Genomic DNA, 25,353 nt, shown 5'->3' with positions numbered 1-25,353 from the left:
CAGCCCAGGGCTGCAGACGTGGCAACCCCATGATCTGCGACGCCTCCCGCACCCCGGCGTGCCGCCCCCTGCATCGCCCGGGCATCTGCCCGGACAGCCAGGGCCACAGCCGGCCCATCGGGACAGCAGCCCGACCCGCAGGCCCGCCCCGGATGACGGACCCGCCCCGGGGCCTCAGCCGGTTCCATTCTTCAACAGCTACCGTATTCCCCATTCGTTCATGTCCGATCCCATGCATTCTCCACGCCGGACGCGCCGCGCAGGCACGCGACGCTTCGCGGCCGCGCTGCTGGCATCCGCCGCCGGCCTGTTCATGCTCCAGACGCCCGCTGCCGTGGCCCAGAACCCGCCGTCCACCCCTTCACAGGCCCAGCAGGCCGCCCAGGGCCCCATCACCGTCACCGATGTGCTCGGGCGCAAGGTCACGCTGAAGGCACCGGCCAAACGGGTCATTCTCACGCAGGCCCGTCACCTGCCGGTGATGGCGCTGCTCACCCCCGATCCGGTCAGCATCCTGGCCGGCTGGTCGGATGAATTCCGCACCTCGTTCTCCCGCGAATACCAGAACTATCTGGAGCGCTTCCCGGCCATTGCGAAGGTGCCGCTGGTGGCGCGTCACACGGCCGACAGCTTTTCGGTGGAGCAGGCCATGGCCCTGCGTCCCGACCTGGTGGTGCTGACGGCCCGCTTCGCGGGCGGCACCGACCGCGAGAGCGTCGAGAATTCGCTGATGATGAAGCGTTTTGCCGCGGCCGGCATCCCGGTCCTGGTGGTGGATTTCTTCGTCAAGCCGCTGGAAAACACCGTGCCCAGCCTGAAGGCACTGGGCGAGGCCATCGGCCAGCCACAGCGCACCGCCGAGTTCATCGATTTCTACCAGAGCCACATGAAGGGCGTGGCCGACCGGCTGAAGGATTTGCCGCCCAGCAGCCATCCGCCGGTGCTGGTGCATGCCCACGCCGGCAGTACCGACTGCTGCAACTCGCCCGGCCAGGGCACCTTCAACGAAATGATCAGCTACGCGGGTGGCCACAACATCGGTGCCGACGTGCTGAAGACGCAGACCGGCAAGCTGAGCTTCGAATACATCAACAGCCGCAATCCGCAGGTCTACATTGCCACGGGCACCGGATCGGGCAAACGCGCCAGCCAGGGCCTGCACATCGGCACCGGCGTGACGGAAGGCGACGCCCGCAGCAGCCTCCAGGCGGTGATCGACGGCAACCGGCTGACGGCGCTGTCCGCCGTGCGCAATGGCAATGCCCATGGCATCTGGCACGCCTTCAATGACTCGCCGCTGCACGTGGTGTTCATCGAGGCGCTGGCCGGCTGGATCCATCCGGACCGTGTCGACGAACAATCGGCCCGGAAGACCCTGGACGAGGTCAACCGGCGCTTCCTGACGGTGCCGCTGTCGGGCACCTATCTGGTCGACCTGAAGAAAAAACCCTGATTCAAGCCCCCTCTTCCGCTGCAGGAGCTTCACGATGAACACGCCCATCCAGCTGCACCAGCCCTGGCCCGAAGTCCTGGCCAAACGCTACCGTGAGGCCGGCCACTGGCGCAACGAAACCTTCGGTGCCTGGCTGCGCAGGCGTGCCGAGGAATATCCGGTGCGGGTGGCGGTGGTGGGAGAAGGCGAAAGCCTCCTCACCTACGCGGAACTGGATGCCCGCGCCTCGGAAGTGGCGGTACGGCTGCAGGCCATGGGCCTGCAGCGTGGCGACCGCGTGATCGTGCAGCTGCCCAACGTACCGGAATTCGTCACGCTGATTTTCGGCATGTTCCGGGTGGGCATCATTCCGCTGTATGCGCTGCCGGCGCACCGCATTGCCGAGATCGAGCATTTTGCCAACACCGGTGCGGCGCGCGGCTACATCTGCGCCGGTGATTTTGGCGGCTTCGATTACCGCACGCTGGCCACGGAACTGCAGCAGCGCTGCCCACAGGTCGAGCATGTGCTGGTGACCCGCGGCGATGCCGGTGCCTTCACGGCCTTCGATGCGCTGCAGCCGGCCACGGACGCCGACATCACCCGTGCCGCAGCCGACCTGCCGGCCACTGGCACCGAGGGCAGCGACACCGCCTTTTTCCAGATTTCCGGCGGCAGTACCGGACTGTCGAAGCTGATTCCGCGCACGCACGACGACTATATCTACACGCTGCGCGAAAGTGCCCGCATCTGCGGGCTGAACCAGGCCAGCGTCTACCTGTGCGCGCTGCCGATGGCCCACAATTTTCCGATGAGTTCACCGGGCTTTCTGGGCACACTGTATGCCGCAGGCCGGGTGGTACTGGCACCGGCCCCCACCCCGGCGGTCTGCTTCGGCCTGATCGAACGGGAAGGCGTCACCGACACATCGCTGGTGCCCCCGCTGCTGCTGCTGTGGCTGGAGGCGGCGGCGAACACGGAGGCCGACCTGTCCACCCTGAAGGTGATTCAGGTGGGGGGCGCCAAGCTGATTCCGGAAGTGGCACGCCGCGTACGGCCGGTACTGGGGGTGACGCTGCAGCAGGTCTTCGGCATGGCCGAGGGGCTGGTCAACTACACGCGGCTCGACGACGACGAAGACACCATCATCGAAACCCAGGGCCGGCCGATCAGTCCGGATGACGAGATCCGCATCGTGGACGATGACGACCGCCCCGTCTCCGATGGCGAATCCGGCAACCTGACCACCCGCGGCCCCTACACGCTGCGTGCCTACTACAACAACCCGGCCGCCAACGAACGTTCCTTCACCGCCGACGGCTACTACCGCACCGGCGACATCGTGCGGCGGCTGCCGACCGGGCACCTGATCGTGCAGGGCCGGGCCGGAGACCACATCAACCGGGCCGGCGAAAAGATTTCGGCCGAAGAAATCGAGAACCACCTGATGGCCCACCCGCAGGTCTACGATGCCGCAGTGGTGTCGGTACCCGACGAGTATCTGGGCGAACGCAGCTGCGCCTTCATCATTCCCCGCGGCGAGAAGCCCCGTCCGGTGGAACTGAAGAAATGGATTCGCGCGCAGGGGCTGGCCGATTTCAAGGTGCCGGACCAGTTCGTGTTCGTCGACTATTTCATGGAAACCGCAGCACTCAAGCTGAGCCGCAAGGCCCTGCGTGCCCATCTTCGGGCCCAGCTGGACCAGCAGCAGGCGCAGGACCAACAGCAGGCGCAGCAGAACGATCCGCAGGAAGCCGCCGGACAGGACCAGCAGCAGGATCCGCAGAAAGACGCCGGACAGGACCTGCAGCAGGATCCGCAGAAAGGCGCCGAACAGAGCCAGCAGCAGGACCAGCCAGAAGACGCTGGACAGGGCCAGCAGAAAGACGCCGGACAGGCGCCACAGCAGGGCTAGCGCGTGTCATGGCGCCGTCTTTCGTTCCCGCGCAGGCCACGGTCATGTGCCGGTACGCACAGTGTACAGACCAGACAGCCTGCCCTGAGCCGGGATGACAATGACAGGCGCAACCGCATCTCCAGTCACCGGCCCGGAATACCGGGCCGTACATTCCTCCCTTTCCCATCCCCCCATCATGTCCCTCACCCTCGAACAGATGCGCCAGGACCTGGCGAAGATCCTGCTGGAAGACCCGGCCGACATCCATGACGACGACAACCTGATCGACCTCGGCCTCGATTCGATGCGCGCCATGACGCTGGCCAGCCGCTGGCAGACCGCGGGCGCCACCCTCGATTTTTCGGAAATGGCCGCAAAGCCCACGCTGGGTGCGTGGTGGGCGATGATTTCGGGATGACACCACCATGGCCACGTTGCAGCCGTCTTCTGCCACCCTGTCTGCAGAATCGCGTGGCGACGGGCCACGCATGGACAGCCCCGACACCGCCCAGCCGCTGACCGAGGCGCAGGAGGGGCTGTGGTATGCGCAGCAGCTCGATCCACACAACCCGATCTTCAACACCGGCCACGTGACGGAAATCCGTGGCCCGGTGGATGTGGCACGGCTGGCCGCGGCCATCCAGGCCACGCTGCAGGAAGCCGATGCGCTGACGCTGGCCTTCCTGGACACCGACGATGGCCCCCGGCAGTATTTCGATACCACGCGCCTGCCGGTTCTGGAACGGGTGACGCTGCCGGATGAAGCAACCGACCCCGGCCGGGCAGAACGGCTGATGCGCACCGACCTGCAGACCCCCATCGACCCGCGCCGGCAGCCTCTGGCCCGACACCTGCTGATCGAACAGCCCGGGCGCGTGCTGTGGTTCCAGCGGGTGCACCATCTGGCGGCCGACGGCTATGGCATGGCGCTGATCGAACAGCGGGCCATGCAGCACTATCAGGCCATGGCCGACGATGCCCCGCAGGCCGGCAGCGTGCCGGGATCGCCGCTGACCTCCTTTGCCGCGGTGGTGGCCGATGACGCCCGTTACCGCAGCAGCGAACAGCGCCGGCAGGATGCCCAGTACTGGCGAGAGACCCTGTCACTGCTGGACACCGTGGCCAGCCTGACCGAGCGCAGCGCCAGCACGGGCACCCATGCCCTGCATGCCGAGGTCGATGTACCCGACGACGTGCTGCAGGCGCTGCGTGCCCGTGAGCAGCAGACGCTGGTGAGCTGGCCCGACATCCTCACGCTGCTGATGGCGGCCTGGGTGCAGCGCCACACCGGCAGCCAGCCCGTGGTGCCCGGCGTGCCGTACATGGGCCGGCTGGGCAACATCAGCGCCCGCAGCGTGGCCACCGTGATGAACATCGTGCCGCTGGTGCTGGACATCGGCCAGGACCAGCCACTGGACGAGCTGATCACCGGCGCCGCCCGCCAGCTGAAGAAGGCCCGGCGCCACGGGCGCTATCGCAGCGAACAGATGCGCCGCGACCTCGCCCGGGCCGGGGGCCAGGGACGGATTCACGGCCCGCTGCTGAACATCCTGCCCTTCGACGCCCCGTACCGCCAGGCCGGGCTTGATGCCCACCAGACGGTGTACGGCACCGGACCGGTGGAAGACCTGAACCTCAACGTGCGCGCAGCCCCCGACGCCAGCGGCATGCGGCTGCAGGTGGAAGCCAATCCGAAGCTCTACCGTGAAGCAGACATCGCGGCCATGCCCGGCCGGCTGCTGGCCTTCCTGCGCCATGCGCTGCCGGCCCAGACCCTGCGTCCCGTGCAGACGCTGTATGGCGACGAACGCCGTCACTGGGTGAGCGGGGTCAACGACACCGCCCATCCCGTGCCCGACACCACGCTGGTGGCGCTGGCGCGCGAGACCTGCGCACGGCACGGCGCACGTGACGTGCTGCGCATGCAGGACGAAAGGGTTTGCTACGCCGACTTCGACACCCGCACCGACCACGCCGCCCGCCTGCTGGTGGCCGCTGGCGTGCAGCCGCGCGACATCGTGGCGGTGGCCCTGCCCCGCAGCCCGCGCATGGTGATGAGCCTGCACGCCATCCAGCGGGCCGGCGCCGCCTACCTGCCGCTGGACATCGAACAACCGCCGGCGCGCATCGCGCGGATTCTGGCAGCGGCCAGACCCCGGGCGGTGATCGTCGATGGGAATACAGAGGGGCTGCTGGCCGACGCCATGGTGGTGACGCTGGACAGCCTATTCGGCAGCCTGCCGGCAGACGGCAATACCACACAGCTGCCGGTCATACAGCCCGCCGATCCGGCCTATGTGATCTACACCTCGGGCAGCACCGGCGAGCCCAAGGGGGTGATGGTCAGCCACCGGGCCATCGTCAACCGGCTGCTGTGGATGCGCGAGCACTACGGTTTTGGCCCGGACGAGCGCTTCCTGCAGAAAACCGCCTACACCTTCGATGTCTCGGTGTGGGAGCTGTTCCTGCCGATGCTGTGCGGGGGAACGCTGGTGGTGGCCGAGCCCGACGTGCACAAGGATCCACAGGCGCTGGCCGCCCTGATCCGGCGGGAACGGGTGGACGTGGTGCATTTCGTGCCGTCGATGCTGGCGGCCTTCCTCGACGAGCCGGGCAGCGACGGACTGCGGATGCAGGCCGTATTCTGCAGCGGCGAGGCCCTGCCGGCCCAGATGCGCGACCGCTTCCATGCCCGCATCGATTCGGCGCTGCACAACCTGTACGGACCGACCGAGGCCGCCGTGGATGTGAGCCACTGGGCCGCCAGCCGCGACGACCGCAGCGACCCGGTCCCCATTGGCTTCCCGGTCTGGAACACGGGCCTGTACATCCTGGACGAGTGCCTGCGCCCGGTGGCACCGGGCGTGACGGGCACCCTGTATCTGGGCGGGCGCCAGCTGGCCGATGGCTATGTGGGCCGCCCGGACCTGACGGAAGCGCGTTTCATCACCCATCCGGGGCTGGACCCGGACCATCCGGAACCCGTACGGCTGTACGACACCGGTGACCTGGCCCGCTGGCGCGCCGACGGGGCGGTGGAATACCGCGGGCGCATCGACCACCAGGTGAAGCTGCGCGGCCAGCGCATCGAACTGGGCGAGATCGAAGCCGCCTTCGAGACTCACCCGCAGGTACGCCACGTGGCGGTGCTGGCCCCGCGCGATGCCCGGGGCGAGCAACGGCTGGTGGCCTATGTGGTAACGAAGGACGGCGCAGAAGCAGCGTCCGCCCCGGTACATGAAAATACGGATGCTCCCTCCCTGGCGGCACGCCCCGCGGCGACCGGAAGCGGCAGCGGACCTGCACCGGGCAGCGTGCACGATTCCCGGGCACACGCGCTGCCAGAGGCCCTGCTCGACTACGTGCGTTCGCTGCTGCCACCAGCCATGGTGCCCTCGCTGGTGATGCTGCTGCCCGCACTGCCCATCAACAGCAGCGGCAAACTCGATCGCAAGGCACTGCCCGCACCGACCTTTGCGGCCCAGGGCAGTACGCCACCCCGCACCCCTGCCGAGCGGCAGGTGGCAGCGGCCTTTGCCGGCATTCTGGGCCTGCCCGGCACCCCGGGCGTGGAAGACGACTTCTTCGTCCTGGGCGGCCATTCACTGCTGGCCACACGGCTGGCGGCCCGGCTGCGGCAAGACACGGGTACCGACATCACGCTGGGCGCCGTGTTCGAACACCCGGACGTGGGCCGGCTGGCGGCGTGGATCGAGCGGCTGCAGCGGCAGGAGGTGGCGGCCGGCGAGGCGGGCTTCGGCCCCCTCTTCCGGCTGCGGGGAGACCTGCCCGCCACACCCCGCGAACGGCCCCACGCCACACCCAACCAACAGACCCGCGGCACACCCCACCAGCAGACCCACGGCACACCCCGCACGCCCGATGCCACGTGCACGGCGCAGGACGGCAGCGCGCCGCCTGCGCTCTTCTGCATCCATCCGGCCGGCGGGCTGGCCTGGTGCTACGGGCTGCTGGCCCGACGACTGTCGGGCACCCGGCCCGTCATCGGCCTGCAGTCACCGGCCCTGACCGGGCAGCACGGCAGCTACCCCACGCTGCGCGCCCTGTCGGCCCATTATGCGGATCTGATCCAGCAGCTGCAGCCCGCCGGGCCTTACCATCTGCTGGGCTGGTCCACCGGCGGCATTCTGGCGCAGGACATTGCCTGCCAGCTGCAGGCACGCGGCGCCACCCTGGGCGTGGTGTGCCTGCTGGATGCCTATCCCGCCGATGCCTGGCGGGACCGGGCACCGGCCGAGGCCCACGATGTCTGGCGCGCCATCCTGCACATTGCCGGTCAGGATCCGGATGCGCTGACCCGGGAGGGGCAGCTGACACAGGAGCGCGTGATCGGCCATCTGCGTGCGCAGCAGCACCCGCTGGGCAACCTGACGGACGAACAGCTGCACAGCATCTTCGAGGCGGTGGGCTTCAGCAACACCCTGGTGCGCGACCACCGGCACCAGACGTACGACGGCACACTGCTCTACATCCGCGCCGCCCTGGACCATGCGGGCGAGAATCTCTCGCCGGACATGTGGGCACCGTTTGCCACGCGGCTGGACGTGCATGATGCCCCCAGCCTGCATGCCCATCTGCCGGGCGAAACGGCGCTCGACAGCTGGCTGCCGCCGCTGGAAGCAGCGCTGCAGGCAGCCGAAACAGGAGTTCATCGATGAGGCACGACAAGACGCCCCTGCTGGCCGTGGCGGCCGCCCTGCTGATGCTGCAGCTGGCTGCCTGTGGCACCAAAGGCCCCCAGACCGGGAACACCTCCCTGCCAGCCGGCAGCGAAAGCACGCCGGGCAAGACGGAGGAAGGCGCCGTGGATCCCGAAAAGGCAAGGGCAGCAGATCAGGCACAGGACGCAGCGGCAAGCCCGGCAGACGGGAAGGCTGCCGATCCTGCTGCGGGAAACACCGCTGACGCCGCCGCAACGGCTGCCAGCCCCGACGAGGGTGAACCCGTGGACTGGGACGCCCACGAAAAGGCCACGGCAAAGGCCGAAAAGGAAGCGGCGGCACAGGAAGCGGCCGCCGGAAAGCTGCCGCAGGGGCAGGAGATCAGGGACCAGGATGTGCGCTATACCCAGAACCTGATCATTCACTACGACGGCAGCGACGACGAGGCCAAACAGGCGCTGCTGGAGGCTGCCAGCAGCTATGGTGCCAGCGTGACCTACGAACTGGACACGATGAACGTGGTGGTGGTGCGCATTCCCGACGGCAAGCCGATTGGTGATGCCATTGCGTATTTCGAGAAACAGAAGAACGTGCTGGCCGTGAACCGGGACCAGGTCAACGAGCTTCAGTGACCTGTGCCCTGTCTGATCCGGACACCAGGGATTGAATGATGAATACCTCTACACACTACGAAAACGCCCACTTCCTGCGCGAACTGGCAGAACTGCTGCCGAGCATCAGCCTCCAGAAATACAAACCAGAACAGGTGCAGCTGCTGCAACGTCTGGCCGACGAGGAACTGGAACGGGCCCGCCATGACGAGTGGGTTCGCGAAAAGGTCGCCACAGCTCGCGCCGACACCCGCCCCGGGATGACAACCGAACAGGTCCGATCGATGCTGAATCGACGCTACGAGGAACTGCGCGATGCCGTTTGAGATCGACTGGCGCCCCGGGGCCATCGAGGATGTGCGCCAGTTGTTCGACTATCTGGCTGAACACGCCTCCCTCCAGGATGCCCGCCATGTCACGGACCGCTTGCTGTCCAGCACGGACAAGCTGACCAAGTTTCCCCGGCTGTACCAGGAAACCCCCGAATACGGAGACAGCGTGCGACGCATCAGCCTGATGGGCCAGAACATTCTGTACGAAGTCGATGACGCCGCAAAAGTCGTTCGCGTACTGGCCGTGGTCGGTGGCCGCCAGCAGTACCGCAAGGTCCGATAATCTGCCAGCCAGCAAACACCTTGGGGCGTTGCCCCAAAAACTCCGCTCTCGCCGCCGGGGGCGCGGGGGGATTACCCTGCGGCCCCGGGGGCCGTCACTCCTCCGCCATGCGCTTGAGCACCTTCAGGCTGGTGCGCGCCTCGGGAATCTGGTGACGCAGCTCGATGATCCAGGCGCTGGCATTGGCCAGCTGTGACCTGGCCTCGGCCACGGCACGGCTGCTGGCCTTGCCCGGATGCTTTTTGGCCCTGGCCAGCGCCGCCTTCAGGTCGGAGCGGGCCTGTTTCTGCAGAACCAGCCCCTCCCGCCGGTTCTTTTCCAGCTCGGGCAGCGATACGTCACGCAGCAGGCGGTACTCGGCCTTCAGGGTGGCTTTGGGATCGAGCAGATCGCAGGCCACGGGTGGCGAGACCGCACGGTCGACCATGTTGAAAGTGATGATGGAGCAGGCGCCGGGCTTGCGGATGCCCTCGATGCCCTTGACGGCCGCATCGAGATGCACCTTGTGCAGCAGGCCCCCCCGTCTGGCATTGTCCGGCCCCCAGACCTTGGTGGTGACGTAGATATCGGTGCCCTGCGCCGTCTGCCGCACATGCAGGTTGGACGGCGAATCCTGGAAGCGGATGTTGACGAAGCGCTCGGGGCTGAGGGTGCCCTTCTCGGGCAGCGCAGCCACCGTCAGCGTGTGGCTGTCGTAGTTGGTGCTGAACACCTGTCCACCCGCCGCACCGTAAGCCACCTCGACGGTACCGCTGCCGGTGAAGAGATCGTTGCGTGCCCCGGTGGCCAGATCGACCTGCGCCAGATTGGGTCGCGCCGCCGCACTGTAGTTGCTGGCCAGCAGCTGGTTGCCCGGCCCCGAGGCGTAGTTGTAGAAATTGGTGCTGCCAAAGACCGGCGAGAGCCGTGACACCGCGCCGGTCTGGCTGTTCACCGCGCGGACGGCATGGGTGCCCGTGAGCAGCGCACCCTGACGGTACAGCAGCGGGATGACGAGGTCAGCACGCTCGGTGGCCCGTACCGCAAACCCGGCCGCATGATCACCCCGCGGGGTGTACTTCATGACATAGCCCTTCGGCACCCGGGCCGAGAAGCTGTTGTAGTTGATGTAGAAAAAGCCCTGCTCGTCCATCTGCACGTATCGCCCCTGATAGGCGTCGCCCCGGATGGCGGTGTCGGGCTTGCGGCAGGTGCTCTGCCCGGTGGCCAGATCGACCAGGCTGAAGGCATTGACACGGGTATGGGTGACCACGGCCCGCCTGCCCTCGCGGTCGAGCGCCATGGCATGGCTGGCAAAGGGCAGTGAAATGATTTTCTGGAAAGCCAGCGTACGCGCATTGAGCACCACCAGCGCCCCCGGCGTGACGCCCCGGGTCGAAGCTCCTCCGAAGGCCGCATACAGCGTGTTGCCGTGCGTCTGCATCTGGTAGAAGCCGGAGAGGAAGATGGGATCGTCTTCCTCGCCCTTCTCGGCCTGGCCCGGCGGCGGCTTGGTGCCCACCTGCAGGAAACCGAAATCGTCATCGTGACTGGCCCACAGCGGATCGTACCCCGGCAGGCGCTCGCACCCGGTGGTGGGGCCAAAGGAAAGTGCATGCGCCTGTCGCGCCTTGGCCGCACCGGCGGCGCGCGGGGCCGCATGAACCGGCTGGACCGCCAGCATGCTCCCGCAGGTAAGTGCAAGCGAAACGGCAAGGGCTGAGCGGGAAGTGCGTAAAGGCATGGGCTTGTCCGGCAGGGCGCGCATGAAGGGAAGTCTGCGCGGGTTCGTTAGAATTGATACCCATTATTATGCGTGGCTTTGAGCTTCCTGCAAAAGAAGCCCTACATAACCCCCTGTTCATGGCGGGGTTGATACCATCTGCGCATGAACCGATACATTTTTGAAGCATGCCGTACGCATCCGCGCGTGCGGACCATGCAGAGCATGTCATGGAGTTTTCCAACCGGACACGCACCGGGCTGCTTGCACTGATGCGCTGGCGCCGTGACGTACGGCACTTTCGGGACGATCCCGTCCCCGATGCCCTGCAGGATCACCTGCAGAAAGCCATGGCCCTGGCCCCCTCCGTGGGCAACGCCCGGCCGTGGCGGGTATTCCGGGTGGAAAGCCCCGACGCCCGCCAGCAGGTGCACGCCATCTTTGCCCGTGCCAACGCCGCCGCCATCGACGCCCAGCCCCCCGAACGGCAGGCAGCCTATCGCGCCCTGAAACTCGAAGGCCTGCAGGCCGCCCCCCTGCAGCTGGCCATATTCACCGACACCAACCCCGCAGCCGGCCACGGCCTGGGCCGCCACACCATGCCCCAGACACTGGAACAGAGCACCGCCATGGCCATCCAGAACCTGAACCTGGCCGCCCGCGCATACGGCCTGGGCGTGGGCATGCTGTCGATCCTGGACCCGCAAGCCATGGAACACCTGTTCGAGGTACCCGAAAGCTGGCGCTTCAGCCTCTACCTGTGCATAGGCTGGCCGCAGTTCACCGACGACCTGCCCCTGCTGCACAGAAACGGCTGGCAGGAAAATACCGCCACGGAGTGGCTGGCACGCTGAGAAAGCCCCCCGCAAGCCGACAAGCGCCGCGGAGCGGGATGCCACTGCGGCGATTTCGCGGTAGGCGTGAACGACTTTCTGACGGTCGGGGCGCAGCCCCGATTGTCGGAAAGTGTTTTAGCCCTGGAGGTTTGTTGACCACGACGCAGGTCGTGGGCAACAAAGCTTCAGTGAGCGTATGAGCCGCAGGGGCATACCGGTCCGCGGCGCGTGCCACACCGGAGACGTCCTCCAGAAAAATCACGCATCTTCCAGAACAGGAAACATGCTCCAGACAGGCGGGGCGTAGCCCCGGTTGTCGGAAAGTGTTTTAGCGCTGGAGGTTTGTTGACCACGACGCAGGTCGTGGGCAACAAAGCTTCAGTGAGCGTATGAGCCGCAGAGGCATACCGGTCCGCGGCGCGTGCCACACCGGAGACGTCTTCCAGATCAGCGCTTCTTCTGCGGAGGAAGGTCCGTGCAGACCCCCTCGAACACCTCGGCCGCCATACCAATCGACTCACCCAGCGTCGGATGCGGATGGATGGTGTGCCCGATATCGGCCGCATCCGCCCCCATCTCGATGGCCAGCGCCAGCTCGCCGATCATGTCACCCGCACTGGTGCCCACGATGGAACCACCCAGAATGCGGTGCGTTTCCGGATCGAACAGCAGCTTGGTAAAGCCCTCGTCGCGACCATTGGCCACCGCGCGGCCCGAAGCCATCCACGGGAAGACCGCCTTGCCGAGCGTCACGCCCTTCGCCTTCGCCTCGTCCTCGGAAATGCCCACCCAGGCCACCTCGGGGTCCGTATAGGCCACCGCCGGAATCACCCGCGCATCGAAATGCCGCTTCTGCCCGGCAGCCGCCTCGGCCGCCACATGCGCCTCGTGCACCGCCTTGTGCGCCAGCATGGGCTGCCCCACGATGTCGCCGATGGCAAAGATGTGCGGCACATTGGTGCGCATCTGGCTGTCGACATCGATGAAACCGCGGTCGCCCACCGCCACACCGGCATTCTCGGCTGCCAGCTTCTTGCCGTTGGGCGTACGCCCCACCGCCGACAGCACCAGATCGTAGACCTGCGGTTCGGCCGGGGCATGTTCGCCCTCGAAGCTGACCCGGATGCCCTCGGGTGTGGCTTCGGCCGCCGTGGTCTTCGTCTTGACCATCAGCCTGCCGAGGCGTTTCTCGTTGTGCTTCTGCCAGACCTTGACCAGATCACGGTCGGCACCGGCCATGACACCGTCGAGCATTTCCACCACGTCCACCTGGGCGCCCAGCGACGCATACACCGTGGCCATTTCCAGCCCGATGATGCCGCCACCGATGACCAGCATGCGTTTGGGGACGAACTTCAGCGCCAGCGCACCGGTGGAATCGACGATGCGCTCGTCCTTCGGCAGGAAGGGCAGCTGCACCGGCTCGCTGCCGGCAGCGATGATAGCCTGGCTGAAGCGCACCACCTGCTCGTTGCCGGTGGTCTGCTGGCCGGTACCCTCGGTGAGATCGACCACCACGTGGTGCGGATCGAGGAACTTCGCATAGCCACGCACGATGGTGACCTTGCGCCCCTTGGCCATGCCACCCAGACCGCCGGTCATGCGGGCCACGACCTTGTCCTTGTAGGCACGCAGCGCATCCAGATCGACCTCGGGCGCGCCGAACCGGATGCCGTGGGCGGCAAAGGCCTTGGCCTCTTCCATGACGGCCACGGTGTGCAGCAGCGCCTTGGACGGGATGCAGCCCACGTTCAGGCAGACACCGCCCAACGTGGCATAGCGTTCGACGATGACCACCTTCATGCCCAGGTCGGCAGCCCGGAAGGCAGCGGAGTAGCCGCCGGGACCACCGCCGATGACCAGCATGTCGCACTCGATGTCGGCCTTGCGGTCGGTGGCCGGGGCCGGCTGCGGACCGGGGCGGGCGGCGGGCGCCGACGCGGCAGCCGTTGCGCCGGATGCCGCACCAGCTGCGGTTGCTGCCGCTGCCGGCGAAGCGCCCGCCGCGGCGGCCCCGGAACCCGCCGATGCAGGCGCCGCACTTCCCGCGCCAGCAGCACCAGCCGCCGATGTGCCGGCAGCGGCACCAGAGGATGCTCCCGCCGCAGCCGGGGCTGCCGCAGCGCCCTCGCCCGCCGCCTCGATGACGGCGATGTCGGAGCCCTGCGACACCTTGTCGCCCAGCTTGACCTTCATCTCGACGATGGTGCCCGCAGCGGTGGCGGGAATCTCCATCGACGCCTTGTCGGATTCGACCGTGATCAGGCTCTGTTCGACGGCGACCGTATCACCGGGCTTGACCAGCACCTCGATGATTTCGACATCGTGGAAATCGCCGATGTCGGGAACCTTCAGAATGGATGTTGCCATGGGTATTCCTCGCTCAGAGCATCACGCGCCGGAAGTCGGCCAGCACCTGGGCCAGATAGGCCGCGAAGCGGGCAGCGGCGGCCCCGTCGATGACGCGGTGATCCCACGACAGCGACAGCGGCAGGATCAGGCGCGGCTCGAACTGGCCCTTCGCATCGTTCCAGACCGGACGTCTGGCCGAGCGGCACACGCCCAGGATGGCCACCTCGGGGGCATTGATGATGGGGGTGAAATACGTGCCCCCGATGCCGCCCAGGCTGGAAATGGAGAAGGTGCCACCCTGCATGTCGGCCGGACCCAGCTTGCCCTCGCGCGCCTTGGCGGCCAGCTCGCCCATTTCGCGGGCGATGTCGAACACACCTTTCTGGTCGGCATCCTTGATGACCGGAACGACCAGGCCGTTGGGTGTGTCGGCGGCAAAACCGATGTGATAGTAGTTCTTGAAGACCAGCGTCTCGCCGTCGAGCGAAGCGTTGAACTCGGGGAACTTCCTGAGTGCCGCCACCGACGCCTTGACCAGGAAGGCCAGCATGGTCAGCTTGACCGGCGATTTGGCCTTGGCATTTTCGGCGTTGAGCTGGACGCGGAAGGCTTCCAGATCGGTGATGTCGGCATCTTCGTGGTTGGTGACGTGCGGAATCATCACCCAGTTCCGGTGCAGGTTGGCCCCGGAAATCTTCTTGATGCGCGACAGCGGTTTTTTCTCGACCGGGCCGAATTTCTCGAAATCGACCTTCGGCCACGGCAGCAGGCCCAGCGCGGCCCCATTGGCGCCACCGGCTGCGGCCGCACCGGCCGGTGCCTGGCCAGCACCACCGGCCAGCAGGTTCTTGACGAAGCCCTTCACGTCATCGGCCGTGATGCGCTCCTTCGGACCGGAGCCCCTGACGGCACCGAGGTCCACCCCCAGCTCGCGGGCCAGCAGGCGCACCGACGGCGAGGCGTGCGGCAGCGCACGCACGGCGCCATCGGCCAGCTCGGCCGGGACCGCGGGGGTACGCGGCGAACCGGCAGCCGGGGCAGCGGAGGCAGCGGGCTGCGATGCAGCCTGGGCCGGCTGGGCAGCAGGCGCGTCGGCCTTTGCAGGCGCCGCAGCGGCAGGCTGGGCAGCCGGTGCACTGGCGGGTGCCGCAGCACCCCCTGCTTCCATCTTGCCCAGCACCGAACCCTTCGACACCTTGTCGCCCAGCTTGACCGTCAGCGACGTGATGCGGCCGGCGGCCGCGCTGGGAATCTCCATGGATGCCTTGTCGGACTCGACCGTGACGAGACTCTGTTCGGCAGCAACCTCGTCGCCCTCTTTCACCAGGATCTCGATGACCTCGACGTCCGAGAAATCACCGATATCGGGGACAACAATATCAATCACGCTCATGTCAGCGGATACCTCTCGATCTGTGTTCGTGGGTCAGGCCAGTACCGGGTCGATCTTGTCCGGGTTGATGCCGTACTTCCTGATCGCCTCGGCCACCTTCGTGGCGGGGATGGTGCCGTCTTCGGCCAGGGCATGCAGGGCAGCCAGCACGACGAAGTGACGGTTGATCTCGAAATGCTCGCGCAGCTTGTAGCGGAAGTCGGAACGGCCGAAACCGTCGGTGCCCAGCACCGCATAGCGGCGACCGGCCGGGATGTACGGACGGATCTGGTCGGCAAACAGCTTCATGTAGTCGGTGGAGGCGATGACCGGACCGGCCGGACGCCTGTTGAGCATCTCGGTCACGTACGGCACGTGGGCCTTCGCGGTGGGATGCAGCAGGTTCCAGCGCTCGGCGGCCATGCCGTCGCGACGCAGCTCGGTGAAGCTGGTGGTGCTCCAGGTGTCTGACTCGATGCCCCAGTCTTCCTTCAGCAGGCGGGCGGCCTCCAGTACCTCGCGCAGGATGACGCCCGAGCCCATCAGCTGCACGCGCGGTGCCTTCGGATCGGCCTTGGCGGGCTTGCCGTCGGCACCGGGCACGCCTTCCTGCAGCAGGTACATGCCGCGGATGATGCCCTCTTCGTCACCTGTCTTCAGACCGGGATGCGCGTAGTTCTCGTTCATCACGGTGATGTAGTAGTAGACGTTCTCCTGACGCTCGACCATGCGGACCAGGCCGTGGTGCAGGATGACGCCCACCTCGTGCGCAAAGCTCGGGTCGTACGAGACGCAGTTCGGGATGGTCAGCGACATGATGTGGCTGTGGCCGTCCTCGTGCTGCAGACCCTCACCATTGAGCGTGGTCCGGCCGGCGGTACCACCCAGCAGGAAGCCGCGGGCCTGCATGTCGCCGGCGGCCCAGGCCAGGTCGCCCACACGCTGGAAGCCGAACATCGAGTAGTACGCGAAGAACGGCAGCATGATGACGTTGCTGGTGGAATACGACGTGGCCGCCGCGATCCAGGAGCAGAAGGCACCGGCCTCGTTGATCCCTTCCTGCAGGATCTGGCCACTAGCGTCTTCCTTGTAGTACATGACCTGGTCCTTGTCGACCGGGACGTACTTCTGGCCTTCGTGGGCGTAGATACCCAGCTGGCGGAACATGCCTTCCATGCCGAAGGTACGGGCCTCGTCGGGCACGATCGGCACGACACGGGGGCCGAGGGTCTTGTCACGCAGCAGCAGCGTGAGGAAGCGCACGAAGGCCTGCGTGGTGGAAATCTCGCGCCCTTCGACGGTCGGATCCAGCACGGCCTGGAAGGTGGACAGCGGCGGGATGGCCAGCTGCTCGTCGGCCTCGCGGCGGCGGTGCGGCAGGAAGCCACCCAGGGCCTTGCGGCGCTCGAGCAGGTACTGCATCTCGGGGGTGTCTTCGGCCGGGCGGTAGAACGGGATGTTCTCGATCTGGTCGTCCGGGATGGGAATCTTGAAGCGGTCACGCATGCCGCGCACGCTGTCCATGTCCAGCTTCTTGAGCTGGTGGGTGGGGTTCTTGCCCTCGCCGGCACGGCCCATGCCATAGCCCTTGACGGTCTTGGCCAGGATGACGGTCGGACGGCCACCGCTGTTGTGCACGGCGGAGTGGAAGGCAGCGTAGACCTTGTGCGGATCGTGGCCGCCACGGTTCAGGCGCCAAATGTCCTCGTCGGTCATGCGCGAGACCATTTCGAGCAGCTTGGGGTGCTTGCCGAAGAAGTGCTTGCGCACGTAGGCACCGTCGTTGGCCTTGCAGGCCTGGTATTCGCCGTCGACGGTCTCCATCATGATGCGGCGCAGGGTGCCGTCGGTGTCGCGCGCGAGCAGCGGATCCCAGTACGAGCCCCAGATGAGCTTGATGACGTTCCAGCCACTGCCGCGGAAGTCACCTTCCAGTTCCTGGATGATCTTGCCGTTGCCGCGCACCGGGCCATCCAGACGCTGCAGGTTGCAGTTGATGACGAAGATGAGGTTATCGAGCTTTTCGCGGGCAGCCAGACCGATGGCACCCAGCGACTCGGGCTCGTCCATCTCGCCGTCGCCACAGAAGACCCAGACCTTGCGATTGGAGGTGTCGGCCAGGCCCCGGGCGTGCAGGTACTTCAGGAAGCGTGCCTGGTAGATGGCCATGAGTGGCCCCAGACCCATCGACACGGTGGGAAACTGCCAGAAGTCCGGCATCAGCTTGGGGTGCGGATAGGACGACAGGCCCTTGCCGTCGACTTCCTGGCGGAAGTTGTTGAGCTGCTCTTCGGACAGGCGGCCTTCGAGGAAGGCGCGGCTGTAGATGCCGGGCGAGGAGTGACCCTGGAAGTAGATCAGGTCGCCGCCGTGGCCTTCGTGCGGGGCATGCCAGAAGTGGTTCATGCCGGTGCCGATCATGGTGGCCAGCGAGGCGAACGAGGCGATGTGACCGCCGAGGCTGCCGCCATCGGGGGTGTCATGCTTGTTGGCCTTGACGACCATGGCCATGGCGTTCCAGCGGATGAAGCTGCGGATGCGCTGCTCCAGCTCGTGGTTGCCTGGCGACGGCACTTCGAGTGCCGGTGGAATGGTGTTCACATAGGCCGTGGTAGCCGAGAAGGGCATGTCGCCCACCTTGCGCCGTGCCTCGTCGAGCAGCTGCTCCAGCAGGTAATGTGCGCGCTCGGGGCCTTCGCGCTGGATGACGGACTCCAGGGCGTCGAGCCACTCGCGGGTCTCGACCGGATCGGCGTCGGCAGACTCGACGCGGTTGGGTGTGCTGTTTTGTGCTTCTGACATGCCAGAGCTCTCCCACGAAACGTGAATGGGTAAGGCCCGCATTCTAAGTACAGCCACCCGGAAAGCAAGCTATATTTCAAGTCACAATATCACGTGTCGCATGCCAGAAAGGCGGTTTCGACCCGTCCTTGCTTGCGATTCCACACAATGACACAGTAATGCCCGCATGGCGCCCTGCCCCCGCTGGCCACAGGGGTATGCCGGATTGCGGGGGAACCAGCCATTTGGTACCGTTTCCGGCCGTTCGGTCCGCGTGCGCACAGGCACCGTTTCTGGCCGTTCGGCCCTCCGGCGCACAGGTACCATTTCTGGCCGCCCGGCCTGTCCGCTCACAGGTATCCTTTCTGGCCGCCGGCCTGTCTGCTCACCGCCACTGTTTCTGGCCGCCCGGCCCGCCCCGTGCATGCCGGACGGGACGATCCGCCCCGACATGACTCCTGCCGATACTCCCGCCCCCGGCACGCCGGAACCCGGCCCGCCCGCCATCCGCCCGCCACGCACCCAGCCCCGCGAGGCCGGCATTTCCGCCGGCTGGCAGGCGTGGCGCTTCCTGGGCATTGCCCACGCCGGCGGGCTGGTCATCTTCATCGTGATGATGGCGGGCTTTCTCTGGTATGTGAGTCACATCGAGAAGCAGGAGCAGCGCGCCGCGCTGCTGCGCGACACCGACTGGGCACAGCAGTCGCTGAAGCTGTCGCTGCGCGAACTGCAGGAGCATCTGGCCCGCGTGGCACCGTTGTGGCTGGGCGACGGCCCACCGGCCCCGCAGCAGGCGGCAACCCGCGGCATGCCGCGTGTGCCCCGTCCGGCCGGCAGTGACCATCCCTCGGGCAGCAGCCCGTCGCAGACACCGGCCGGCTTTCTGGCCATCGACGACCAGACCCGCTACCTCGCGCTGATCAGCACCAGCGGGCAGGTGCGCACCGTCATCACGGCGCCCGGCGTGCTGGTGGGCCAGCGGCTGGAGGCCGGCGAACCGCGGCAGGACGGCGCCGTGGAGGTGCTGCCGGGCTTCGAAAGCACGCCCGACGATGCCCCGCGTCGGCTGGCTTGGCGGGCCAGCATCCACACCTGGAAGCCGCACTATTCTCCCCCGCTGATGGTGCCGGGCGGCGAGGTGATGACGGAGCTGTATCTGCCCGTCATCCAGGAACGCCATCTGGTGGGCGTGGCCGTGGTCGGCATCGGGCTGGAGGCGCTGCTGCAGGCCGTCCTGCCGGAAAACCTTCGCCAGCGCTACCGGTTCGCCCTGGTGGACGGCAACGGGCGGCTGCTGGCCAGCACCTCGTCGGTTCACCGCATCGATGCCAGCACGGCCCACATGCTGCCGCTGGACCCGCCGGGCAACGGGCTGATGCTGCGGGCCATTCCCTATGCCGGCGACACACCCGGCCTGGCCGAACGGCTGACCCAGCTGGGGCTGTTCACCCTGGCCACCATCTCGGTGCTGTCGCTGATCCTGCTGTGGCGCAGCGCCCACGACCGGTTGCGCGTGGAGAGCGAGCGTGACCGGCTGTTCGAGCTGTCGCAGGACGTGTTCTGCACGATCCGCCCGGATGGCACGCTGGTGCGCGGCAATCCGGCCTTCGTCGAGTATTTCGGCAAGGATCTGGCCAACACCCGCTTCTGGGACCATGTGTATCCGGAGGACCGGCTGGATGTGATCGAGGCCTTCACCACGCCACAGGAACGCATCGGGCCGCTGGAATGCCGGGTGCGCTTTCGCAACGCCTGGCGCTGGCTGAGCTGGTCGATCAGTGTGGACACGCGCTCGCCCGAATCGCTGTACTACGCCGTGGCGCACGACATCACCGGACGCAAGCTGGTCGAACAGGCACTGACCACCGAGGCCACCTTCCGCCGCGCCATCGAGGATTCGATCAGCACCGGGCTGCGGGTGATCGACAACGACGGACGCATCACCTACGTGAACCGGGCGCTGTGCCAGATCCTGGGCTATCCGGCCGAGGAGCTGGTCGGGCAGCTGCCGCCGTATCCGTACTGGATTCCGGAAGAGTACGACCTGAACATGGCGCACCTGAACATGACGATCGCCGGTGGTGCGCCGCCCTCGGGCATCCAGACACGGGCCCGGCGCAAGGATGGCCGCATCATCGACGTACGCCTGTACCTGTCCCCGCTGATCGACGACCAGGGCCAGCAGGCCGGCTGGATGGCCTCGGCCACCGACATCACGGAGCCCAACCGCATTCGCGCCGAGCTGGAAGCGGCCCACGAGCGCTTCAACACCGTGCTAAACCAGCTCGATGCCGCCGTGTCGGTGGTCTCCCCGCCTCCGCCGGCCGTGCCGCTCGCCGGTGCCGCCCAGGCCCCGTCCACCGGGCCGGAGCCCACCCTGATGTTCTGCAACTATCACTATCACCGGCTGTTCGGCGATGACATCAACGGGCATCTGGCCCTGCTCCGCGGCTGGCCGGTGGCCGACTCCTGGGTGGGCGAGGAAGTCTACATTGCCGATGTGGACCGCTGGTTCGAGGTGCGCACGCAGCAGATCCGCTGGGTGGACGGCCAGGTGGCGCAACTGCTGGTGGCCACCGACATCACGGCCCTGCGCCCGATCCGCGAGCGCCAGCGCCAGCAGGAGGAGCAGCTGCAGCAGACCTCCCGGCTGGTGACCATGGGCGAGATGGCCTCGTCGATTGCGCACGAGCTGAACCAGCCGCTGGCCGCCATCAGCAACTACGCCACCGGTCTGATACGGCGCATGCAGCCCGGCAGCCCGGCACCGGTGGACAACGCGCGCATCGCCGAAACCCTCGACAAGATCGCCCGTCAGGCCCAGCGGGCCGCCTCGGTAATCCAGCGGGTGCGCGACTTCGTGCGCCGGCAGACGGCCGAGCAGCGCGACATCTCGGTGGACGAGATCCTAACCGAGGCGCTGGCCCTGGCCGAAATTGCCGCCAAGCGCTATGGCGTGGCGATCACCATCGACGTGGCGCCCGATCTGCCGCGCCTGTCGGCCGACCGCATCCTGATCGAACAGGTGCTGCTGAACCTGCTGAAGAACGCCATCGACGCCATGCGTGGCCAGAACCATGCCGCCCTGACGCTGCGGGTGAACACCACGGGCGAGTCGGTGGTGTTTTCGGTGGCCGACCAGGGGCCAGGCATCGCGGACGAGATGAAGCACCGCGTGTTCGAGCCCTTCTTCACCACCAAGAACGAGGGCATGGGCATGGGGCTCAACATCTGCCGGACGATCATCGAATCCCACGCAGGCCGGCTGTGGGTGGAGGACAACAAGCCCCGCGGGACGGTGTTCCGCTTCACGCTGCCGGTGAACCGGGAGGGTGCAGCAGATGCAGAGGGTACGAAAGAGGCGGAGAACGCAGGGGATACGGGGAGGGCAGGCTGAGCAATGGCCGGGGGCGCAGGTCATGCCATGCCTGCCGGCCCCCGCGCAGCGCACCGGTCACGGAAACGTGCGGGATGATGCCCCTGCGGACAGGTCGGGATGCTGCTGCTGGCGGGATCGTGCCGGATGGCCCCGCAGGCCCGGGGACAGGGAAATGCCGCCTGTTTCAGCCTCCCCCGTAGCGTGTCACGACCCCGGCGTGTGTCATGGACTCATTCGGGGCCAGCGCAGGAACGAACGGGCCCTTCACTCGCTCTCAGTGTTTTCCCGAAATGTCAAGCGTCATATTTCATCGATAATACGAACTGGGAATCCCCCGCCGTCGGACACGATGGCCGGCCAGCGCGCCGTCGGGTGTGACGGGCGGGGCTCCCCGGGCGGTTCAGGACACCCTTGTCCGATCCTTCCGCTGCCGGAAAAACGGTGCGACATGTTCCCTACGCAGGTAACCGACTCATGACCACACATCCCGACACGCCCCCCACCGCCCACCCTGCCTCCCAGGCCGACCGCTTCGTCTACATCGTCGACGACGACGAGGCCGTGCGCGACTCGCTGCGCTGGCTGCTCGAAGGCGCCGGCTTCAGCGTCCGCACCTTTCACAGTGCCGAGAGCTTTCTGAACGCATACGTACCGGGACACTTTGCCGTGCTGGTTCTGGACGTGCGGATGGGCGGCATGAGCGGCATCGAGCTGCACGACGAGCTGCTGCGGCAGAACCACAACCTGCCGCTGATCTTCATGACCGGCCATGGCGACGTGGGCATGGCCGTGGCCCGCATGAAGCTGGGCGCCGTGGACTTTCTGGAAAAGCCCTTCGACGACCAGCAGCTGATCAGTACCGTCAACAACGCCTTCCAGCAGGCCGAGGAAAAACAGACCGACAGCGAGAAACGCGCCCTGCGCCAGGAGCTGCTGGACCGCCTGACGCCGCGCGAGCAGCAGGTGCTGGAGCTGATCGCAGCCGGCCGGCTGAACAAGCAGATTGCCGGCGACCTGAACATCAGCATCAAGACGGTGGAAGCCCACCGCGCCAACATCATGGACAAGTTCGAGGTGCGGACGATGGCCGACCTGATGCGGCGCTTTCTGGGCAGCAGCGGACAGTAGGGCCTGGCATGGGTTCGTTCACCCATCCGTTACTGCGCTGATCCCGGACGCGTGCCGGCGGGGTGTTCGGGTTGCCGACGGGGCACCCAGATTGCCATCGGCGGCCCCCTGCACGAACAGGCTCGGCCGCCCCTGGACAGCCCTGGCCGACCGGGCAAAGTGACAGGGCAAAGTCAGCAGCACACGGCCGGGGCCAGCCTGCAGTGAAATCCCGTTTGGGAGGGGCGTACATGACCGTACCGGCGGTGCCTGAAGCCATCGGGGACCAGGATTCTGCCGCCCCGCCTGCCTTGTCCTGCAGGTCCGAAGAGGGCTTCGCGGGAGCGGATGAACATGACACGCGCTGCTCTGAACCGCCCCCCGTTCTGGACTGGACCGCCCCCGTTCTGGATTTTCTCCGTTCTGGACGGTCTTTTTGCCCTTTGCCCTTTGCCCTTTGCCCTTTGCCCTTTGCCCTTTGCCCTTCAGGCAGGCAATTCTGGACGGGCAATAAAAAAGGCCCGTGCCCCGAAGGAAACAGACCTCTTTGATACAAGGGTGGCGCGCCCGGCAGGATTCGAACCCACGACCCCTTGGTTCGTAGCCAAGTACTCTATCCAACTGAGCTACGGGCGCGTCGAGTAGGCGATAATAACATGAATTTTTTCGGCGTCAACCTTGGAAGTCATCAGTCATCAGTCATCAGTCATCAGGGCCGGGGCCGGGGCCGGGCGCAGGCAGGGCTTCCGGCTAATCGCGCAAGCGGCCTGCACGCAGCGCGGCTGAACGCAGAATCGGCATAGGGGGCAGCCCTCTGGGCTGCACCCCTGCCACACCACCCGGCATGCGGGTCCGCACCGGGCGGTTCGAGAAAACATTCAGGATAATGCCAGACGGGGCAGGCCAAGACTGTCGAACCATGACAGGGTCAGCACGCTGTTGAGCAGCATCGCACTGTTATGCCACCAGCGCCGGCTGTTTGCCGCCACTTTCCGGGCCACTTCCGTGCTTGCGCCCATGGCGCACAACTCCCTGAACATGGTCTTGCCCCGCTTCCACTGCCTGAGCTGGATGGCCCGCAGCCGGTGACGTATCCATTCATCCAGCTCTCGCCAGACGCCTGTCGTTTGCGCCAGTCTGAAATAGGCTCTCCATCCCAGCAGCAATGGGCGAAGCCCATCGACCACCTGCTGTATGCTGCGTCCGCCACTGCGGCGGGTCAGCCAGCGCACACGCTGCCTGAAGGCCATCACAGCTTTCCGGGCCACCCTCCGTTTGACGACCCCTTTCGGAGCCATCCAGAAGCTGAAGCCCAGAAACTTGCGGCCAGTGAAGACGCTGGCCACCGCACTCTTGGATTCGTTGATCCGCAAATGCAGCCTGCCGTACAGCCGGCGCAACAGCTGCATCACCCGTTCGCCTGCCCGACGACTGTGCACATATACGTTACAGTCGTCGGCATACCGAACGAAGCAATGCCCGCGCGCCTCCAGCGCCTTGTCCACCTCATCGAGCAGCAGGTTGGCCAGCAGCGGCGACAGCGGTCCACCTTGCGGTGTCCCCTCGTGCCGCTCTACGACCACGCCGCCATCCATGATTCCCGCGTTCAGATACGCCCGGACCAGACGGCATACGCCATCATCTCCAATGCGCTTTCTGACGCGATCCATCAGGATGTCGTGATTGACCCGGTCAAAGAACTTCTCCAGATCGACATCCACCACGATCTTCCTGCCGGACTGGATGTACGACTGCGCGGCCAACACCGCGTCGTGCGCACGCCGTCCCGGCCGAAAGCCGTAGCTGTGTTCACTGAAGCCCGGATCAATCATCGGCTGCAGTACCTGCAGCAGTGCCTGCTGGATCAGTCTGTCCGTTACCGTCGGGATGCCCAGCTCTCGCTGTCCACCTCCCGGCTTCGGAATCATGACCCGTCGTACCGGGCTGGGCCGGTACGTCCCCTGCAACAGTGCTTCGCGGATTCGCGGCCATTCGGTCTTGAGCTGCCGGGATGTCTGGTCGATGTCCAGACCATCCACACCGGCCGTTCCCCGATTGGCCTTCACCCGCCTCCATGCCCGCTGCATGTTGGCTCTTTCCAGAACTGCATCGAGCAGCCCTGCTCCTGTGTCTTCGGTGTCATGTCGCGGGCCGCAGGCTTCATCACGACATGCGCCCCTCGGGGCTTCACCCCTACTCACTGCATGTCGCCCCACTCGTGCAGGCTTCTGATGCATGGCCTTTGACATCGACATGATCCTGTCAACACATCCTCTCGTTCGGTCCTTCGCCTGACCTGTGTCCCATCATGGGGCTGGTCCTGCTACTACGACCTCTGCTGACTTCTCGCTCCGGCTCGACACCGTCGCCCTTTCGAGCATAAGGCGAGATCTCCCCAGGTAAGAACGCACACCTTCTCTGCACGACCGCCGGATTTACGTCACCTCGCCTTGGCCACAAGAGCTTCGCGGTTACATGCCCGTTCGCCCTGCTCGGCAACGCCTTGTATCCGGTTCTTGTACATCGGCCCGCAGATTACGCTCCACGCTTCCTTCCCACACTCGGTCGCCCTTGTGCAGTTGCGCTT

The 25,353-nt window shown here is 66.3% G+C and carries 15 protein-coding genes and 1 tRNA gene; 10 read left to right on the top strand and 6 right to left on the bottom strand.

The window, feature by feature from the left end; genetic code table 11:
* The first annotated feature begins 220 nt into the window (after positions 1-220).
* The 7 genes from EHV23_RS04010 (at position 221) to EHV23_RS03980 (ending at position 9,237) form a co-directional block, all read left to right on the top strand.
* Positions 221-1,453: an ABC transporter substrate-binding protein gene (locus EHV23_RS04010; protein ID WP_238990266.1), complete on the top strand. Its 1,233-nt coding sequence runs from the start codon at positions 221-223 to the stop codon at positions 1,451-1,453.
* A gap of 34 nt (positions 1,454-1,487) precedes the next feature.
* Positions 1,488-3,347, top strand: a complete 1,860-nt coding sequence (locus EHV23_RS04005; RefSeq protein ID WP_238990265.1) for a (2,3-dihydroxybenzoyl)adenylate synthase — start codon at positions 1,488-1,490, stop codon at positions 3,345-3,347.
* A 178-nt stretch (positions 3,348-3,525) separates the two neighbouring features.
* A complete protein-coding gene (locus EHV23_RS04000; protein WP_125094813.1) occupies positions 3,526-3,747 on the top strand; it encodes a phosphopantetheine-binding protein in 222 nt (73 codons plus the stop codon).
* A gap of 7 nt (positions 3,748-3,754) precedes the next feature.
* A complete protein-coding gene (locus tag EHV23_RS03995) occupies positions 3,755-8,008 on the top strand; it encodes a non-ribosomal peptide synthetase (protein WP_125094812.1) in 4,254 nt (1,417 codons plus the stop codon).
* Positions 8,005-8,643 carry a S8 family serine peptidase gene (locus EHV23_RS03990; protein WP_125094811.1) on the top strand — a complete coding sequence of 213 codons (639 nt, stop codon included), beginning with the start codon at positions 8,005-8,007 and terminating at the stop codon, positions 8,641-8,643. The genes EHV23_RS03995 and EHV23_RS03990 overlap by 4 nt, the downstream gene beginning before the upstream one ends.
* 35 nt (positions 8,644-8,678) lie before the next feature.
* The gene (locus tag EHV23_RS03985) at positions 8,679-8,948 is read left to right on the top strand and encodes a plasmid stabilization protein (protein WP_238990264.1); all 270 of its coding nucleotides are present in this window, start codon (positions 8,679-8,681) and stop codon (positions 8,946-8,948) included.
* Positions 8,938-9,237 carry a type II toxin-antitoxin system RelE/ParE family toxin gene (locus EHV23_RS03980; protein ID WP_125094810.1) on the top strand — a complete coding sequence of 100 codons (300 nt, stop codon included), beginning with the start codon at positions 8,938-8,940 and terminating at the stop codon, positions 9,235-9,237. The genes EHV23_RS03985 and EHV23_RS03980 overlap by 11 nt, the downstream gene beginning before the upstream one ends.
* Before the next feature lie 94 nt (positions 9,238-9,331).
* Here the strand turns inward: EHV23_RS03980 and EHV23_RS03975 are convergent, their stop codons facing one another.
* Positions 9,332-10,900 (bottom strand): YncE family protein, encoded by a 1,569-nt coding sequence (locus tag EHV23_RS03975; protein ID WP_125094809.1) that lies wholly within the window; start codon positions 10,898-10,900, stop codon positions 9,332-9,334.
* 269 nt (positions 10,901-11,169) lie between these two features.
* On the opposite strand from EHV23_RS03975, the gene bluB reads away from it, so the two are divergent.
* On the top strand, positions 11,170-11,793 hold the full coding sequence (gene bluB, locus EHV23_RS03970) for a 5,6-dimethylbenzimidazole synthase (RefSeq protein ID WP_125094808.1): 624 nt from the start codon (positions 11,170-11,172) through the stop codon (positions 11,791-11,793).
* Positions 11,794-12,222: 429 nt separating this feature from the next.
* Here the strand turns inward: bluB and lpdA are convergent, their stop codons facing one another.
* Genes lpdA through aceE form a run of 3 tightly spaced genes read right to left on the bottom strand, consistent with a single transcriptional unit; the run spans position 12,223 to position 18,301 of the window.
* Entirely contained in the window at positions 12,223-14,145 is a 1,923-nt protein-coding gene (gene lpdA, locus EHV23_RS03965) for a dihydrolipoyl dehydrogenase (RefSeq protein ID WP_125094807.1), read from the bottom strand.
* 13 nt (positions 14,146-14,158) lie between these two features.
* Positions 14,159-15,520 (bottom strand): dihydrolipoyllysine-residue acetyltransferase, encoded by a 1,362-nt coding sequence (gene aceF, locus EHV23_RS03960; RefSeq protein WP_125094806.1) that lies wholly within the window; start codon positions 15,518-15,520, stop codon positions 14,159-14,161.
* Positions 15,521-15,553: 33 nt separating this feature from the next.
* Positions 15,554-18,301 (bottom strand): pyruvate dehydrogenase (acetyl-transferring), homodimeric type, encoded by a 2,748-nt coding sequence (gene aceE / locus EHV23_RS03955; protein WP_125094805.1) that lies wholly within the window; start codon positions 18,299-18,301, stop codon positions 15,554-15,556.
* A gap of 430 nt (positions 18,302-18,731) precedes the next feature.
* Between aceE and EHV23_RS03950 the strand changes: the two genes are divergently transcribed.
* Both EHV23_RS03950 and EHV23_RS03945 read left to right on the top strand, forming a co-directional pair.
* Complete coding sequence (locus EHV23_RS03950) at positions 18,732-21,677, top strand: PAS domain S-box protein (protein ID WP_158615829.1); 2,946 nt, start codon at positions 18,732-18,734, stop codon at positions 21,675-21,677.
* Between the two features lie 456 nt (positions 21,678-22,133).
* The gene (locus EHV23_RS03945) at positions 22,134-22,787 is read left to right on the top strand and encodes a response regulator transcription factor (RefSeq protein WP_125094803.1); all 654 of its coding nucleotides are present in this window, start codon (positions 22,134-22,136) and stop codon (positions 22,785-22,787) included.
* Positions 22,788-23,325: 538 nt separating this feature from the next.
* On the opposite strand, the gene EHV23_RS03940 is transcribed toward EHV23_RS03945, so the two are convergent.
* A tRNA-Arg gene (locus EHV23_RS03940) sits at positions 23,326-23,402 on the bottom strand.
* Positions 23,403-23,644: 242 nt separating this feature from the next.
* Positions 23,645-25,021, bottom strand: a complete 1,377-nt coding sequence (gene ltrA, locus EHV23_RS03935) for a group II intron reverse transcriptase/maturase (RefSeq protein ID WP_125094802.1) — start codon at positions 25,019-25,021, stop codon at positions 23,645-23,647.
* Positions 25,022-25,353 lie beyond the last annotated feature (332 nt).

It is taken from the genome of Lautropia dentalis, from assembly GCF_003892345.1.
Classification (GTDB): Bacteria; Pseudomonadota; Gammaproteobacteria; order Burkholderiales; family Burkholderiaceae_E; genus Lautropia; species Lautropia dentalis.
This window is presented reverse-complemented; position numbering and strand designations above follow the sequence as displayed.